12 protein-coding genes are annotated in these 15,244 nt (G+C 58.6%); 3 read left to right on the top strand and 9 right to left on the bottom strand.

From position 1 onward, the window contains the following. Positions 1-22: 22 nt before the first annotated feature. From AWB79_RS13485 to AWB79_RS13445, 9 genes are read right to left on the bottom strand one after another with little or no spacing between them, the layout of a single operon-like run. The gene (locus tag AWB79_RS13485; protein ID WP_061167929.1) at positions 23-1,303 is read right to left on the bottom strand and encodes a type IV pilus inner membrane component PilO; all 1,281 of its coding nucleotides are present in this window, start codon (positions 1,301-1,303) and stop codon (positions 23-25) included. A gap of 19 nt (positions 1,304-1,322) precedes the next feature. Then, entirely contained in the window at positions 1,323-2,954 is a 1,632-nt protein-coding gene (locus tag AWB79_RS13480; RefSeq protein ID WP_061167928.1) for a hypothetical protein, read from the bottom strand. Positions 2,955-2,959: 5 nt separating this feature from the next. Further along, positions 2,960-3,610: a toxin co-regulated pilus biosynthesis Q family protein gene (locus AWB79_RS13475; RefSeq protein WP_061167927.1), complete on the bottom strand. Its 651-nt coding sequence runs from the start codon at positions 3,608-3,610 to the stop codon at positions 2,960-2,962. A gap of 5 nt (positions 3,611-3,615) precedes the next feature. Next, complete coding sequence (locus AWB79_RS13470) at positions 3,616-4,038, bottom strand: lytic transglycosylase domain-containing protein (RefSeq protein WP_061167926.1); 423 nt, start codon at positions 4,036-4,038, stop codon at positions 3,616-3,618. Next, the gene (locus AWB79_RS13465) at positions 4,035-5,297 is read right to left on the bottom strand and encodes a TrbG/VirB9 family P-type conjugative transfer protein (RefSeq protein ID WP_061167925.1); all 1,263 of its coding nucleotides are present in this window, start codon (positions 5,295-5,297) and stop codon (positions 4,035-4,037) included. Before AWB79_RS13465 ends, AWB79_RS13470 begins: the two co-directional genes overlap by 4 nt. Continuing rightward, complete coding sequence (locus AWB79_RS13460) at positions 5,294-6,094, bottom strand: transglycosylase SLT domain-containing protein (protein WP_061167924.1); 801 nt, start codon at positions 6,092-6,094, stop codon at positions 5,294-5,296. The genes AWB79_RS13465 and AWB79_RS13460 overlap by 4 nt, the downstream gene beginning before the upstream one ends. Beyond that, positions 6,087-7,337 carry a TraB/TrbI/VirB10 family type IV secretion system protein gene (locus tag AWB79_RS13455; protein WP_061167923.1) on the bottom strand — a complete coding sequence of 417 codons (1,251 nt, stop codon included), beginning with the start codon at positions 7,335-7,337 and terminating at the stop codon, positions 6,087-6,089. Before AWB79_RS13455 ends, AWB79_RS13460 begins: the two co-directional genes overlap by 8 nt. A gap of 2 nt (positions 7,338-7,339) precedes the next feature. Continuing rightward, positions 7,340-8,212 (bottom strand): TrbG/VirB9 family P-type conjugative transfer protein, encoded by an 873-nt coding sequence (locus AWB79_RS13450; RefSeq protein ID WP_061167922.1) that lies wholly within the window; start codon positions 8,210-8,212, stop codon positions 7,340-7,342. A gap of 2 nt (positions 8,213-8,214) precedes the next feature. Further along, entirely contained in the window at positions 8,215-8,919 is a 705-nt protein-coding gene (locus tag AWB79_RS13445) for a VirB8 family type IV secretion system protein (RefSeq protein WP_061167921.1), read from the bottom strand. A 1,719-nt stretch (positions 8,920-10,638) separates the two neighbouring features. Here AWB79_RS13445 and AWB79_RS13440 point away from each other — a divergent pair. From AWB79_RS13440 to AWB79_RS13430, 3 genes are all read left to right on the top strand, one after another. Continuing rightward, a complete protein-coding gene (locus AWB79_RS13440) occupies positions 10,639-12,168 on the top strand; it encodes a replication initiation protein (protein WP_157695765.1) in 1,530 nt (509 codons plus the stop codon). A gap of 1,223 nt (positions 12,169-13,391) precedes the next feature. After that, positions 13,392-14,084 (top strand): ParA family partition ATPase, encoded by a 693-nt coding sequence (gene parA, locus AWB79_RS13435; protein WP_061167919.1) that lies wholly within the window; start codon positions 13,392-13,394, stop codon positions 14,082-14,084. Further along, complete coding sequence (locus AWB79_RS13430; protein ID WP_061167918.1) at positions 14,077-15,066, top strand: ParB/RepB/Spo0J family partition protein; 990 nt, start codon at positions 14,077-14,079, stop codon at positions 15,064-15,066. Before parA ends, AWB79_RS13430 begins: the two co-directional genes overlap by 8 nt. The last annotated feature ends 178 nt before the right edge of the window (positions 15,067-15,244 follow it).

The raw sequence follows: 15,244 nt of genomic DNA, 5'->3' as shown, positions 1-15,244 counted from the left end.
GCATGCGGCTCGTGCTGGCCACTTAGTTGAGAACATAGTATTTACCCTTCGCAGTGAAATGCACCCCGGTACCGTCCTCTTTCAACTCGACGTCGAGGGTGTCCAGTGCCATGTTGTCCGGCAGGCGCGCGAGCAGCGCGCTTTGCCATTTGTATCCATCGATCTGCCAGGTACCTCGCTGGACCAGCGGCCCTTGCGCTTTACCGGCCATCGGCTGGCGCTGGATAAGGCGCTCAGCCGGCTTGATATCTACGACGTAACCGTGGCTATCGAGCGTGTCCGGCTTGGTGGAAAGCTTTTGCGGGTCGGTCTGCAGACTCTTAATGAGCGCCTGCTGGGTTGGCCACGTCTTCTGCTCACCAAGCGCCACGCGTTCGGCGATCGTCACTTCGGGACCACGCGCGGTCAGATGCCAACCGTCAGGGTTGAAGACGACCGGACGCAGCGATTCGGGCGCGCGTGCGTCAAACTCCTTGAACGTGCCGCCCTGTCGCTTGTAGGTTGCGATGCAGGGACCGGCGATCGTGCAGGACGCTTTCTGAAACTGCCATCCGGCGACGTTCGTTTCCTGCGCGCCGAAACTCGCGAGTAGCTTCGGGGCAAGCTGGCTCGCGAGCGGAGCGGGCGCAGCGAGTGTGCGCATTACTGCCGACTGATACTCCTGCATGAATGTCGGCGGCGGCGCCGGCGGCGGAGGCGGCGGATTGAGTACGTCAATCAATTGCTTGCCACCATAGAACACCGCCGCGAGGATGACGAGCAACGGCACCGTTGTAGGCACGGCGACCGGGATCTTTTTGATGAGGCCGACCTTGCGCGCAACGATCAGCTCGCGCAGATCGAATATCTCATCGACCGCATGGAGTTGCGCGCCGTGGCCGAGCGTCGCAAGTTCGAGCCCGGCCTTCGCACAGGTGTCCTCGATTGCTTCGCGCTTGTCGGCGAGCGCGTTAAGCGCGACCTCCTCGTCAAGCGCGACGGCGCCGCGTTGCACCAGCACCAGATGCACAAGTTCATCGTTCTGGATGAGCACAAGCACTGCGGGCCGACGCGAGACTCGCTCAAGCGACGCGATGCGCGCCGCGGCGGAATACAGCTTGCCGCCCTTGCGCTGCGTTGGATCAAGCTCGCAGAAGCCGACGATGGTCTCGCCCTTCGACTTGAACTCGGTGTAGTGAGTCGCGCCGGACTCGTCGACGTAACGCCGGCGCTCGGCGCGGGCACCCTTGGCGAAGTAGGCGCGCCAATCCAGCCCGAATACGAGCTTCGCGCCCTTTTCTCCCGGTATGGATTCGAAGTGCATAGGGATGCTTACCTCGCGCTCACATCGACGGGACGACGGTTGCCGTCAGCATGATCACCTGGAACGTGCGTCCCTTGTTCCATGCGCCCGACAGACCACCGATGCCGTTGTTGTTGCTGCCGTCATACCGATTGCTCACCGCGCCATACAGCACCACGGTCTGTCCATCGGACAGGGCGATGGTCTGGTCATCCTTGTTGCCGAGGATGTCGGGCAACTGGATCTGCTGAAGCGTGTCGCCCGAGCCAGTGCTGATCGTTGTGAACGGGCCGTTCAGCTTCGAGCTATCGCTCCAGTACGACAGAATGATCTGGTTGTGATCGTTCACGGACGGCAGGATGTTCACGAAGTCGCCGACCGTGACCGATCCCGGCTGCAAGCCCGGAACGCCTGCTGTGCCGCCCGAAATCGAACCGAGGCTCGGGGTCGTTGCGGCGAGGTAGCCCTTCGTTTCAAAGGAGCCGATCGACACCGGCAGGCCGTTCAACGTCAGCTTCGTTTGCGTGTTGTCCTGGACCGTTTTACCGAACGCATTGAGGCCACTAACAATGGCGTTCGTGCCTTCCATCGGTGAGCCGGGCTTGAGGACGGACAGTCCGACAGTGCCGCCGATCGCCGTCGCCAGAGACGTAGGCGACGCCACCGTCACGGAATAGCGTTTGAGGCCATCGGAGATGCGGTTAAACACAATGTCTGCACTGACACCGGCCTGAGAGCTGTTGCTCAGATCCACCTGCAATGTGCGTACGCGCAGCGCAACTTGCCTCGTTGAAATGGCGTTCTCACGGGCGAGCAACGCACCCATGCGATCGACCGCTTCCTTGGTGTCACGCACCATCACAAGGCGGCTTTGCGGATTGACCACCACTTCACCGAGCGGCGACTTCAGCTTTTCCAGTTCGGACTGAATGATCGCAATTTGATCGAATGTGCCGTCGCGGCCGGTAGACGTGACAGCGGAGAACGAGCCGGTGTTGCCCCCTTGGCCACCGGTTGTGCCGCCGGACGCTTGATTTCCTGTCGAGGTATCCGTGCCCTTCGACATCGTCGATTTGATGGAAACCTTCCCGGGAATCGCGGCAATCGTGAAGGTTTTGGTCACAAACCGGCTAATCGAGATCGTCGTGCCGTCGAAGGACCAGTCGAGGCCCAGGTTCTCGCTCACCCCGCGAAGGTACTCGCCCACCTTGCAGTTGCAGGCTTGGGCGTAGATAGGCTCAACGTTGGACCTCGCGACGGACTGCGGCTGCGTCGGTGCGCTCTGCCCGCCAGCGCCGCCGTTCGTCCTCGGAATCAGAGCGTCGCGCGGGATGAATACGTCCGGGCTCAAATGCACCGGATAACCGGTCGCCGTCGAAACGAGCGTGGCGATTTTGGATAGCGGCAGGTTGCCCGGGAAGACAACCGACTTTTCGCGGAAGATCGCCGGCAACGTCGCTTCATAGGCGACCGGCACCAACCGGTCGCCGAGGAACGCGGTCGGCACTTCTTCAACGAGCGACATCGACTCCGGGCCATTGCCCATCGCGCGTGCGGCTTCGGCGTTGGTCGCGTCATAGGCATGGTTCACATCGGATTGCGACACGGCGCAGCCAGTCAGCGATGCGGCCACGAGAATGGCAACGGCAGATTTGATTTTCGTGAGGCGCATGGCGATTACTCTTGGCAGTTGGCTGCGCGTGCAACGACGCGGATAACGTTATTGGTGTGCTTGCAGACGCGCGTGGGCGTGCGCATGTGATTGGTCGCCTGCATCACTTGCGTGAGTACCGACTTAAAGTCGCCGGAGAACGTCGCGTTGAACTCCAGCGGCAAGTCATCGTCGATCTTCCAGGCGAGCTGCCAGCCCTGCTGCTGCAGCCAGCGATCAAGCGCGTTGCGCAAGTTGATGTCCTGCGGCGTGATCGAGAAAGACAGAACGCCACCGGGCGCCGTTGCGCCACCCTGCGACGGCACGATTACCGGCGCGACGTCGATCGCGCCAACTGGCACCTGCGCGGCGACACCGGGAAGTGCGACTGGCGCGGGGCCACCGATAGCGGCTTTGCGCGCGGCCGGAGCAGCAGGCGTAGCGGGAGCAGCACGAACGACGGGAGCAACCGGCGACGCCATCGCCAGCTGAGCGACAGGCGCCTTCGCGGCAGGCGCGGAGAGCAATTGCCAGCCGTCACCGGGCGGCGGTGCTAGGCGAGACTGGTCGGGGTCCGCTGCAGCAAGACCCGATACGGTCGTGAGTGCCAGACATGCGAACAAGTGAGCCACCATGCGCGCGGTGCGATGCGTTTGAAGAGAAAAGATAGGCGTCATGTTGGTCAGTTCGTACGTTGCAGGCGGCGGTAAATGCTATTGGCGTAGATGAGCTGCTTGTTCGAGGAAACGGCGTTGTAGGCACCGACCGCTTTCCATGTCGGACCAAACTGCTTGATGTTTGAAGCCAGGATCCACGTGCCCACGTACGCGTTCACGCAGGCGTCGAACAGGTGTTGGCGGCTGATTCCAAAGCGCGCCAGTTTCGGAAGCCATGACGAGTTGATTTGCATCAACCCAATGTCCTCGCTCCCATCCGTGTTGCGGCTCGTTACGTACGGCCGCATCCCGGACTCTTGCTGCGCAATAGCGCGTACTACCTGAATGCTCACGCGGTGATAGCGGGCGGCATCGTCAAGACAATCGGCACGCGCACGCAGCGATACGGCCGCGCAAAGCAGCGTTGAGAAGTAGATCATTCGGTTCATGACGCGGGCCGATCGAAGAACCGCACGTCGTGTTTGCGCAGCACGTTGACGACGTTGCCGTCGGCATTGACGATGAACTGGTCGGCGGTGCCGTTGAACTTGTAATAGCGGCCCTTCTGCTCGCCCGAACCGATGTGCGCCACGTCGGCGACCGTCACCTTGCCGACGGTGTCGGCGAACTTGAAGAACGTCGAGCCGTTTTCTTCAAACACGCTTTGCAGAGCGGCCTTGTTCGCGGTGTCGAACTCATAGACGGTTCCGGCGACACGGGCGACTTCGACCTTGTCGGCGCCGTTGGAGATCGTGAAACGCTCTGCGCGGTTAAACGTCACGACCCCGGTCGCGTCATCCCACTTCGGGCGCAGCGACTTGCCGTCTTGCCCGGTCACCTTCAACTCCGCAGCAGGCTTGGCGGAAAACTTGATTTGTATGTGGCTGTCGTCACCATCACGGATCGCCAACGCGCCAAGCTTCGCGGCAAGGATGGACTCTGATGCGGCGGGTGCGTCTGTGTCGGCTTTCTTCGCGATATCGGCAATCGGGTCCGCAACCGGAGTGACCCCCGACGACGCAGCAGCAGGACTTGCCGCGACCTGCGACACAGGCGCAACATAGTTGACGGCCACTGACTGCGGAGCCGAGCGGCGCAGCGTGACGTGATGTGCGCTGAAGTCGACGTCTGCATACAAGTCGGAAGCGGCCACGAGCCGATCGAGCGACTGCATCCAGTTCTCACCATCACGCGTGCCGAAGCTCGCCGAGGTCGTCAGATCGATGTCCTTCTGTGCCGAGCCCGTCCATCCCTGCGGCACGAGCGCTTTGACCAGTTGGGCCAGCGGCAGCGTCGCGTTCAAAGGCCGGGTACTTTCGAGGCTGCTGCGCGGACCAATCAGCGCGAGGCGGCCGGAGAAGCCAGTAAAACCAGAGGGCGTGTCGCCGCGCGCCTTGTCGCCGATGAAGCGATTGGCTTTCTTCCAGTAAGCGGTGGCGCTCGAGCCGCCCGCGGAGTAACGGATCACTTCGGGCGTGCCCGGCACAACGATGTACGGTCCTTGGCTATGTCCACCGTCCACGCGCAACGACTGACCGGCACGCGGCTGAAAATAGGTGTCGCTGCCATCGTTGAAAACGAGCGCGGGCCGCTCCAGCACGTTTCCCGCGATCTCGTAGTCAAAGTCGAGCGGGTCGGTGCCGGCCGCCGCCGCATTAAGCGTGACTGCGGCAAGCGCCAGAGTAAGAATAGAGAGCGTGTGCTTCATAGACCGCGTTCGATTTGAGAGAGGTGCTTCACGAAGCGCGCGAGGTACTCGCGGCCCGGGGCGGGATTGGCGCTGTGGTAGTACGCGACGGCCTTCACAGCGGAATGCGTGAGGCGGTAGTTCTCATTGAGAATGTCTTCGGCCACGCGGATATTCGTTGCTGGCGCGAGCGCATCCCAAGGATTCGTGAAGCGCTTACTGTGGTATCCCCAGTTGATCTGCATGATGCCGACGTCAAAGTCCGATCGGCCGTTGCTGATCAGGTAGCGGACCGCTCGATACGCGTCTTCGCGGGTGCGAAAGAAGAAACCGCGACCAGCGACGTTCAGCGTCCACGGCCATGCGCGACCGTTGTATGCAGACTCGTTGAGCGCGATGCCAGCCAGAATCTTCGGATCGACCGAGGTGTGCATGGCGTCGAACGGCGCCTGAGCGGAGGCACATGCCCAACCGCCGCGGCGCTCGGTGATGCTCGCTTGAGCGTCATCGCTAAGGGCCCCGGGTCGCAGCCATCCCGCCTTCACAAACAGGCTTTCGAGGGTGACAGGCGATCCGTCGATGCTGAGCGCAACACCGCCAGCCGCGGCCTCGACCGTTTGGCCCTCAAATCGATTAGCCCACGCCAGAAACGGTTTCAGTCCACATGCGTAGACCGGCTCGCCGGGCAACTCGACGATGGCGCGCTTCACACCGTCATCAACGACGATGCGAGTTGGGCTGATGATTGAATCGATGGTCGCCGCGTGTGCGCCCAACGCGATCACGGACAGACAGGCAGCGGCCAACGCCTTAGTCATGGTACGGCTCCATGACGATATCCTGCGTCACTTGCACCAGAAACTTCTGGCCCGGTTCAACGGTGATCGTCGGCGGGATATTCTGGTTGCGCTGCATGACGGTCTGGGCCGTCGCTGCCGCGACCTGCCCCGCCGTGTCACCATAGGTAGTGACTCCGTTCGGCGTCGCCGTTGTCGCCGTCTGCGAGCTGCTGTCGAACGCCTTCAGCAAAATCGCCGTAATGAAGCCCGCGCCGAAGATCTTCAGGAAGTGGTTGTTCACATCGCCCGAGAACCCGGCGTAGCCGTTCTGGTCGGCACCCTGCATGCCGTTGAGCGGCACGCTCTTCCCGTTGGGCAGACGCAGACTCGTGGAAGCAACCAGCAGGCGCTCTTGGCCAACTTTGACGTCCGCGCTGTACATACCATTGATGAACGCGCCCTTTGGGATCATCAAGCAGTCGCCGCGGAGGCTGTCATACACATCCTCGTCAACCATCAAGGACACCCGACCCGGCTTGTCCGAGTTCAGCCCCTCGACCGTCTTCACATGGATCACATGGGGCGGCGTCAACGTGCAACCCGTCGACCGGCCATTGAAGGTCGTGCGTTCGATGCCGCCTTGGGAAGCCGCATCTCGGAGGAACGCGCGGTCGCGATCTTCGGGCGCTTGTCCCTGCTTGGCCAAGGCGAGCGCCATCGCGTCGGGCGTGTTAGCGCCCGCAGCGTTCCGAGCAGCTCGCACCTCATCTAACGAAGGAACGCCAGCGGGCAGTGCGCCGGTCGCCTGGTTCGCCGAACGCGACGCGCCGGCCTGCTTGAAGATAGACGACGTATAGATCGCGTCTTGCGCCGCTCGGCGGGAAAGCTCGCGCGTGTCCGTGCCCGAGCCGTTGACTTCTTCCTGGAAGTCGGCGCCGGTCAGCATCGGGTTGACGGCGGGCTTCGGAGCCGCTGCTTCAAATGCGGCACGCGCGGCAGCCTCCGACGCCGCAGCGTCGCGCTGCTGACGGATCATCTGGTCGATGTCGTTGTTGTTCGCGGCAGTGGGCGCTTCCGTGCTCGACTTGAGCGCGCTCGCCTTCTTGATGCGCGCGTCTTCGTCGGCCTTGTTTGTCGCCTGTAGCTGGTAGTAGAAGCCCAGACCTCCGATCACGACAGCAGCAAGAATGCCGATGCTCATGGTCGCGTTGCGCGGCGTCTTGCCTTTGACGAGTGCTTCTTGCTCCGCGCTGGGCGTAGCCGAGTCCGGTTTCTTCGCCACGATCAGAATACCCCGAACAAGCGGTGGCGGCCGCGCGTCACCGTGACCTCGTCCTTGCCGGAACGCAGAACGATCTCGTCGGCGAGACGCTGGAGGACGAGGAAGTCTCCACGGCGAATGAAGTTCGCGACGACGCGATCGCCGTGGTCGAGAATAAACGGCACGGGCCACTCCTGCGCTTTGGCAGGCATGCGCATCCAGACCGCATGGCCGTCGTCGAAGACAGTCTCCGGCGTGAACTCGGCGCGACCTTCGACGCTGTAATCCCAGTTCAGCTTGTCCGGCGCAACGCTGATGCTTCCCGAATCGGCACCACCGCGGCTGCCGTTGGCCGTCGCGTCATCGCGTGCGCTGACGCGTGCCATCGGCGCGCGCGGGTACTGAAAGCGCACGGTTTGATAGAACATGCCGCCCGCCGGCGAGGCGATGAGCGTGAAGTCATACTCGCGCAGATTCGTCGTCAGATGCAGTGTGTTGACGAGGTCAGCCTTGTGCGGCTTGATGAACACGTGGTTCATCTTGTCGTCGTCGACCTCCCACTGGACGCTGTCGCCCATCGCCGGGTCGGCGATAAGCTTCTCGCCCTTCTCCAGCTCGATCGTCGTTAGCTTGAGCGGCGCGGTCAGAACGCGGTAGATCTGGTCGCGACTGTACGGAAACACGCCGATGCGCGCGTCGCCCGGCATCGTCAGGGGGGCCGCCCCGCCGTTAAACGGATTGATCGGGCTCATGGGGTCGCCCGCGACCATCGCGGCATTGAACGCCGGATCGCTGGCGGCTTTCTTGGCCGCAGCCGGTTGAGCAAAGAGCGCCGCGCACGCAGCGAGGAGGCACATGCCGATGACCGGCCGTTTATTGAAAATGGTTGCGGTCATGCTTATGCGGTCCGCTCAAGGCGGAAAAACGGAATGAAGATGCCGAAGGGGTTCGTCGTCAGCGCCTGCTCAGCAGTGGGTGCGACGATTTGATAGCGCAGCGTGAGCGCGTACGACTTCACGTCCGGCTTGCCCGTGGCGCCAGCCTGCGAGGTGGTCGTCGTGAATTCGACGAGTACAGTCGAGTCTTCTAGCAACGCGATGTTGCGCACGTCGACTTCGCGGATCAGTTTGGGGTTGGCCGTGATCTGCTGGAACGGTGTGTCGGCCTTGAGCCAGTCGCGGAACTGACCGGCTGCCGCGCCTATCATTTGCGCTTTCACCGAGTTGATGTTCGCGGTCATGCGCGAAGTCTCGAGGCGGTCCGACAACACCGGCTCAATCGTGAACCAACGAACGGCCATGTCTTTGACCGTCGTTCTCACCGCTTGCGAGTCGGGCTTATAGGCGACAAGCTCGGTCACGATGGGATGGCCGCCGGTGTCGGCAGACACGCCCACGACGCGAGTGACCGAAGGCGGTGGTTGCCGCGTCCACACGGCGCCGGCCGCGATGACAGCGAGGCCGAACGAAATCAGCATCCAGCGATTAGCTTCGAGCTTGAGCCTTGTGCTCGTCTCGAAAATCACCCTGCTTGGATCTTCTTCGGCGTATGAGCCGGGGGCCGTGGACAGCGCGGCCCGACGCTTGTTCTTAAAAAGACGCATGGCAACCCTTTGGAATGGTCACCATTGAAACAGCGCGAGCGTCCTTTTTTAGCCCGAAAGACGATGAGTTTTGTGCGCCATTGCACTGCGGGCTTCTGTAGGCACGACCCCATGGCCACCCCTTGCGGCAACGCTATCCGGATAGCAGCCGTTTCGGGGAATGACGCGTAAAAATGTATAGCTTTTCCTCAATTCAGGTGTCGTGAAACGTGCGATGACAAAGCCGACACGTAATCTACACGAAAGCAAACCTGCCGTTTAAGAGGGTGGTGACTAAACGGCAGGTTTTGTAACAACGACTTTCCCTTTTGAATTCAGTCACCTAACTCCATCAGCAATCAAACAACAACGCTATCCGGATAGCGCTCTTCCGTCACCAAGCAGTCATCACCTCGACCTTCGACAGCACCAGGGCGTATCACTACTGTCTTTCACGTAGTGATTGACGCAACGACTGCAGTATCGTCCTAACGTGTACCGAATCTGACCGCGGTGTTGAGCGCTGGGCGCCGTTGAAGAGTAGCTAGCCGCAGGCCGTGCAGAGCGGTCAGTAATGCAAACTCATCCCGGGTTGCCGCCGAATTCGTCGAAGCCGGGCCTGGATATACCTCTTCCACGCCCTTGGACGGCGCACGCACAAGTCGGAGCTTTCGGCGGCACAAAGATATCAAATATTTGTAGTCTTAATGCCAAAAGGCAGAGTGGCATCCGCCGTCGGCTGCCCGGGCTTTGTAGCATCAGCTTGCTTTCGGGCCGTTTTTTTCAATGCCGAACTGTTCATTTCGCCGCCTGCCGGTCCTGGCTGCCGCGACCAGCCTTCAACGGTGCAAGGCGAAGGTCTACACCTATGGGTGTAGACCTAACGAACAAACGTAGTCCTACACCCCGACAGACGTGGACCTGAGAAGCCCTAAAACCGTAGTCCTGAACTCCTGAACTACATCTGTCGTGCGGTTGTAACGTATAAACGTAGTCCTACCATCTTGATTTCACTGCGAAATCAAGTATTTAGGCGGCGTAAACGATTAGATTAGATTCTTCTACTTAAAGATTCGAATCGTCTGAAAGTTTTCCACATCAGATACCTCTCAGTCTTCTCGGGGCGTGTGCTTTCAGCAGTTTGCTGAGAATGTCTCCACCACAACGCCTGTACGACTGCCTGAGGCCCACATTCGTAGGGAGCGTGCACGCTTGAGCTGTGGAAAGGACTACGTTTATGGGGATCTTTGTTGCCAACCGCCCTATAAAGGTAGTCTTGACGCGTGGGGTCCCAGATAAACGTAGGCTTCATGCCCTCTCAATCACAAATCGGCCCGATCAGCCGTGCTTCCTGCAGAGGCCGAGTTGACGGTACTTAGGCGTCACCCGGAAGAACTGAAAACACGCCCTAGAACCGTAGTCCTTGTCCGCTCTGCCCTCCCTATAGTCGCGGACGTTTCGCATGATCCTGTACTGGGCGGACGTTGCCTCCGTCCAACAATTCCGGCAACAATTCCAGGACTACGTTTCTGGGGTGGCGGCGATCGCGAACCGGGGAAAGCGTGCAAGCTACGACCGAGGTTGCACGAGGCCAATCGGTCGAAGGCGCGCCAGGGGACTACGTTTATAGGGGAAAAAAATAGGGCCGCTCTCCTGTGTCTCTTCAAAGACTACGGATAATTTTTTGACATGGGGCTTAAAGCGACGCATATTACCGCCCATATGGGCGTCGGAGTGCGTATGAACGAAAAGAGCAAAAGAAGCAGTCGTGCGCGAGTGATTGAAGGCGTGGAGCAGCCTGACGTGGCTGCCTCGTCGCACGAAATTGTCGAAGCAATTGACTGGAACGAAGGGGACGGGGCTTCCCTTGCGCACATCGGCGGCGATGTCGCCGATGTGCTCACCGCTGAGGATGAGGCTAAGCTTTTAGAGCGTCTATCGTCGGGAGATATGACGCGCTTTTATCTTAGTAACGAGTCAGAAGGTCGCCGCAATTTCCAACAGAGCCTCGACCTGTTCCGGGAAGGAACTCCGATTGTCCAGATCAAGGAGGAACTCCTATTAAAAAAGGTCAGCCAACGGGTCCGCTTCGTTAATCCATTGAAGTTACTTCAGAGCAAGCTGCACAACGCTTTGATTTTCGTCGCCCGCCCGACGATGACGACACAGCAGGTTTTTTCGGTGTCATTGGATTACCTGTCCTGGCTGGTCGATCACAACGTGAACGACTACTCCTACCTGAAAGAGTCACTGACTGAAATGCAGCAGTCGCTCATGCAAATACCAGACGGTGACCGCTGGTTTTCCACTCAAATGGTCCAGGACGTTTTGATCGAAGGGACAACACTGCACTACAAGATTCCAGCATTTCTCCTGAAGCTATATGCTGCTCCCGATCGGTACCACCACGTTTCGATGCGGATGAATGCGAAGTTCAAGAGCAAGTACTCCTTAAGCCTGTACGAGATCCTCCGTGAAAATCTCTGGCGGGGGGAAACCGGATATATGACTCTCAGCGAGTTTCGCGAACGTATGGGCGTTGCTGATGATGAGTACCTCGAATTCAAGCGGCTTAGCATGCGAGTCATCCAACCTGCGCTGGCAGAGCTCGAATTATTGGGAGACATCTTCGCATCAGTGAGATATGGCCGCGAAAAGCGCTTCGTCACGTCGTTGAATTTCGTCATAGTACAAAATCCAAAGAGTCAGTTGGCGCTCGAAGGCGCGTATCTTGACCCGGGAAGATACAAGGAACTTCGGGAAGAGTTTGGGCTGAATCAGAAGCAAGTTAAAGAGATCGCGGAGTCTTTTCCGATTGAACGCATTGAAGCCATTGCCGATGTACTGCTCTTTCGCTATGTACTAAATAAGAAGAAAGCTCCGGTCAAGAACTGGCAATCGCTGTTTAAGAGTGCTCTCCGGGACACAGAAGACCGTTACCTACTGACGAACAGCGAGAAGGCGGAGCTAGCAGTCTTCCGGGAGCGTCGCCAGCAGGCGGCTCAACTGGAGGATGCTCAGCGTCGCGAGGAAGCAATCGAGCGGAAGCGAAGCGAGGTACGAAAGAGTCAAACAAATCAGATGGACGAGTATTGGACCTCGCTCCAGCAAAAAGAAAAACAAGCGCTATGGGATCTGTTCTTAGGATCCCCGGAAGGCAAGCATTTCCGACAGGCAAGGAAGATTACACCTGGCAGCGCGCCGGATGTTACTCACCCGCTCGCTCGTGCGAGCTTTGTGGACTTTCTGAAACGAACTGATCGCGTATGACATATAAACATAATTTCACCAGTACGTCGTATTCTCAATGTTATTCGCGATCTACTGAGCAGTGCGGGATCAATGCAATTTGATTCCGCATCAACACGACGAATTTCTATCGGGTTGTGAAACGGGGTTCGGGTGAGCGCTTACGCGATCTCGTGAATTCTTCGGGAAGATAATCGGTTCGCCGCTGGTCCGTCGTGCGCAGCCCTTTCCTACCAAAACGCGTAATCAAGCATCAAAACAGTACGTTCGTATTAGGTGCTACCACGTGGTAGCAGATTCATCGCTGGCGTCGACAGTAGCCTGCAAGGCTGCACTACCACGTGGTCGATACGGCTAATCGGCGCGATGCCGTCGTAATGAAGGATGAAACCACTCCGCCCAAATCGCGTAATCGGGCATCAAAGCAGTACGTTTAATTAGGTGCTGCCACGTGGTAGCAGAATCATCGTTGGCATCGACAGTAGCCCTTACGTCTGCACTACCACGTGGTAGATGGGCGAGGCGCCTACCACGTGGTAGATGAGAACGGCGGATCGGCGGGATACTGTTGTAATTAAGGATGAAGCCATTCCGCCCAATCGCGGAATCGGGCATCAAAGCAGTTAAATTAGGTGCTGCTAGCAGAATCATCGTTGGATTCGACAGTAGCCTTCAAGGCTGCACTACCACGTGGTAGATGGGACGAGGCGCCTACCACGTGGTAGGTGAGAACGGCGGATCGGCGCGGATGCTGTGGTAACGAAGGATGAAGCTACTCCGCCTACCAGTGGTAGGCGACATTAGCGTGCCGCACATTAGATCGGCAGGTCGGCGCGCACTGCAGCGGCGAGATGGGGATGATCCGCGCTACCACGTGGTAGCCGGCATTGCCGACGGCACCACCGGGCAGATGTGACGAATCCAAGACGCGCGAGAGCGACTCTTTTAAGACGAAACGCTCCTGACACGCGGCGCTCTGACTTGCCGTCCTGCCTGGCACCTTCACCGCACCAACGTCGAGATTGTCGGCTGCACTTAAGGCCGAACTAACGTTGCCAACCTCGGCCCTCCAGCCGGGCGGCCGATTCAACTGATCAAATTGCGACGTCGATCGTCTCTGGCTATTGCGTACTCGCAAGTTAAAGTAACTTCTAGATTTCTCATCGGTCGCCAACTAGAATGGCTCAGTACCGTTATATACGTGGTTCGGCACTCTGATAAATGCTGCTGTATAGGAGGACCAGATGGGTTTAGTGATCGCAATCGCAAATCAAAAGGGCGGGGTGGGTAAGACTACGACCACCATGAACCTCGCGGGCGCCTTTAGTTCGGCGGGCTACAAGGTATTCGTTGCTGACGCCGACGGGCAGCAGTCATGCATGAGTTGGGCGGCCACTGCAGATCCGAGTACTCCGTTGCCCTTCAGAGTTGGTGCCGTACGGAAGCTTGAGAAAAATATTGGGAACGAGATCGGGCGGCTTGCGGACGATTACGAAATCGTTATCGTTGATTGCCCACCCAACATTGATGATTTGACAACGGGGCGTGTCCTTGCGGTCGCTGACGCGACCATCGTGCCAACAAACGCCTCTCCCTTGGACTTGTGGAGCAGCGAAGGCATGATGGCGCTAATTGAACGAACCCGTGTACACAATACTCAAGGTAAGTTCGCAATACTCGTAAGTAAGTCAAATTCGAAAACATTGCTACATCGCCAGATGAGCGATGTACTGAAAGAGAGCAACGTGTCTCTGTTGAAGACTAACGTCCGTCACCGCGAAGTCTATCCTCAGGCCGCGGCTCTCGGGCGTACCGTGTTTGATGTTCGCGGGGTGCGCGGCGTGAAACCGGCGCGAGAGGAAATCAACTCGCTCTACGAAGAGATCGTTGAATTGCTGAACGCGGAAGATAACGCTGAGGTAATGGCTAATGGCTAAACAGCTGAACCTAACGAGTCGTGTGCGTGCCGGAATGGCGGTAGAGAGAGAATCCGCTGAGGCGCGGCTTGCGAAGAATGACGTCGCCGAAACTGCACGGCGGGAGGCTGTCAACGTGATCGGAAAAGCGTCCGAACCGATCGTCCGACCATCAGGCCGGTTCAAAATCAAAATCTCTGAGGCAGTATCGAACCCATACAACCCGCGCTCTTTTTATAACGCCGAGACAATCGAAGGTTTGGCACGGAGCTTCGAGCAAGAGGGTCAACTAGAACCGATCAAGGTCACGCGACTACCGGAATTTCCGGGGAAATTTGTGATCATCGACGGTGAACGGCGACTCAGGGCGGGAAAGTCACGGGGGGACGAATTCATTGATGCAGAGATTTGCGAGGAAACCTTAGAGAAGCAGACGCTCTATCTTCGCGCATATCGAGCTAATAAAGAACGCGACGAGCAAACAGTTTTCGACGACGCGGTTGCGTGGAAGCGTCTGCTAGAGGAAGGCATATATCGCGAATATTCGGAATTGGCCGCCGCAGTTGGAGAGGCTCCGTCGCATGTAAATAAAGTCATCCTACTGAACAGTCTGCCAACCTCATTCTTGACGCAGATGGCGCGTTTCCCGAAGTCTGTCGGCTTGGCACATGCTTACAACCTCAAACTCATCCTCGAGCGAGCAGGACAGCCGGTAGCGGAGCATTGGCTGCACGAGATCCTTGAAGGGAGAGCAAGTGTGAGACGACTTGAGCAAGTCGCGGCTGCCGATGCGCCAACGAAGCGCGGGGGCCCACGACGCACCCACTACCAATCCCGTGTTCAGTTCAAACGAGGCGACGGAGTCGCCTTAGGCGAGATGAAGCTTTTTGGAGATGGTCGCACGGAACTCAGTCTCGTCGGCGTCCAAGGGGAGGCCCAGCAGCGGCTTGCCGAGCGAATGAAAGAACTCATCGAAGTCTGGAGCCAAGAGTTAGAGGGCTGAGCCGACCTGCGAGCGACTATTCGTTCAGCATGTTTCCGTGATCTACGTCAGATTTCGGAGGGCTGGGACGCCGGCCGGCCATCGAGCCGCGTTGCGGAGCCTACAAAGAGAAGCTCGACGCGAATAAAGAAAAGCGGTGCAAAACTGCCTTCTTTCATAACTTCGGGAGCCTGTCGCC

Origin of the sequence: Caballeronia hypogeia, assembly GCF_001544875.2 — a bacterium.
Taxonomy (GTDB): Bacteria; Pseudomonadota; Gammaproteobacteria; order Burkholderiales; family Burkholderiaceae; genus Caballeronia; species Caballeronia hypogeia.
This window is presented reverse-complemented; position numbering and strand designations above follow the sequence as displayed.

Excerpts from the sequence above, each read along its gene's own strand:
- AWB79_RS13485 (WP_061167929.1), bottom strand. The coding sequence starts at position 1,303 with ATGCACTTCGAATCCATACCGGGAGAAAAGGGCGCGAAGCTCGTATTC.
- AWB79_RS13480 (WP_061167928.1), bottom strand. The coding sequence starts at position 2,954 with ATGCGCCTCACGAAAATCAAATCTGCCGTTGCCATTCTCGTGGCCGCA.
- AWB79_RS13475 (WP_061167927.1), bottom strand. The coding sequence starts at position 3,610 with ATGACGCCTATCTTTTCTCTTCAAACGCATCGCACCGCGCGCATGGTG.
- AWB79_RS13470 (WP_061167926.1), bottom strand. The coding sequence starts at position 4,038 with ATGAACCGAATGATCTACTTCTCAACGCTGCTTTGCGCGGCCGTATCG.
- AWB79_RS13465 (WP_061167925.1), bottom strand. The coding sequence starts at position 5,297 with ATGAAGCACACGCTCTCTATTCTTACTCTGGCGCTTGCCGCAGTCACG.
- AWB79_RS13460 (WP_061167924.1), bottom strand. The coding sequence starts at position 6,094 with ATGACTAAGGCGTTGGCCGCTGCCTGTCTGTCCGTGATCGCGTTGGGC.
- AWB79_RS13450 (WP_061167922.1), bottom strand. The coding sequence starts at position 8,212 with ATGACCGCAACCATTTTCAATAAACGGCCGGTCATCGGCATGTGCCTC.
- AWB79_RS13445 (WP_061167921.1), bottom strand. The coding sequence starts at position 8,919 with ATGCGTCTTTTTAAGAACAAGCGTCGGGCCGCGCTGTCCACGGCCCCC.
- AWB79_RS13440 (WP_157695765.1), top strand. The coding sequence starts at position 10,639 with ATGAACGAAAAGAGCAAAAGAAGCAGTCGTGCGCGAGTGATTGAAGGC.
- parA (WP_061167919.1), top strand. The coding sequence starts at position 13,392 with ATGGGTTTAGTGATCGCAATCGCAAATCAAAAGGGCGGGGTGGGTAAG.
- AWB79_RS13430 (WP_061167918.1), top strand. The coding sequence starts at position 14,077 with ATGGCTAAACAGCTGAACCTAACGAGTCGTGTGCGTGCCGGAATGGCG.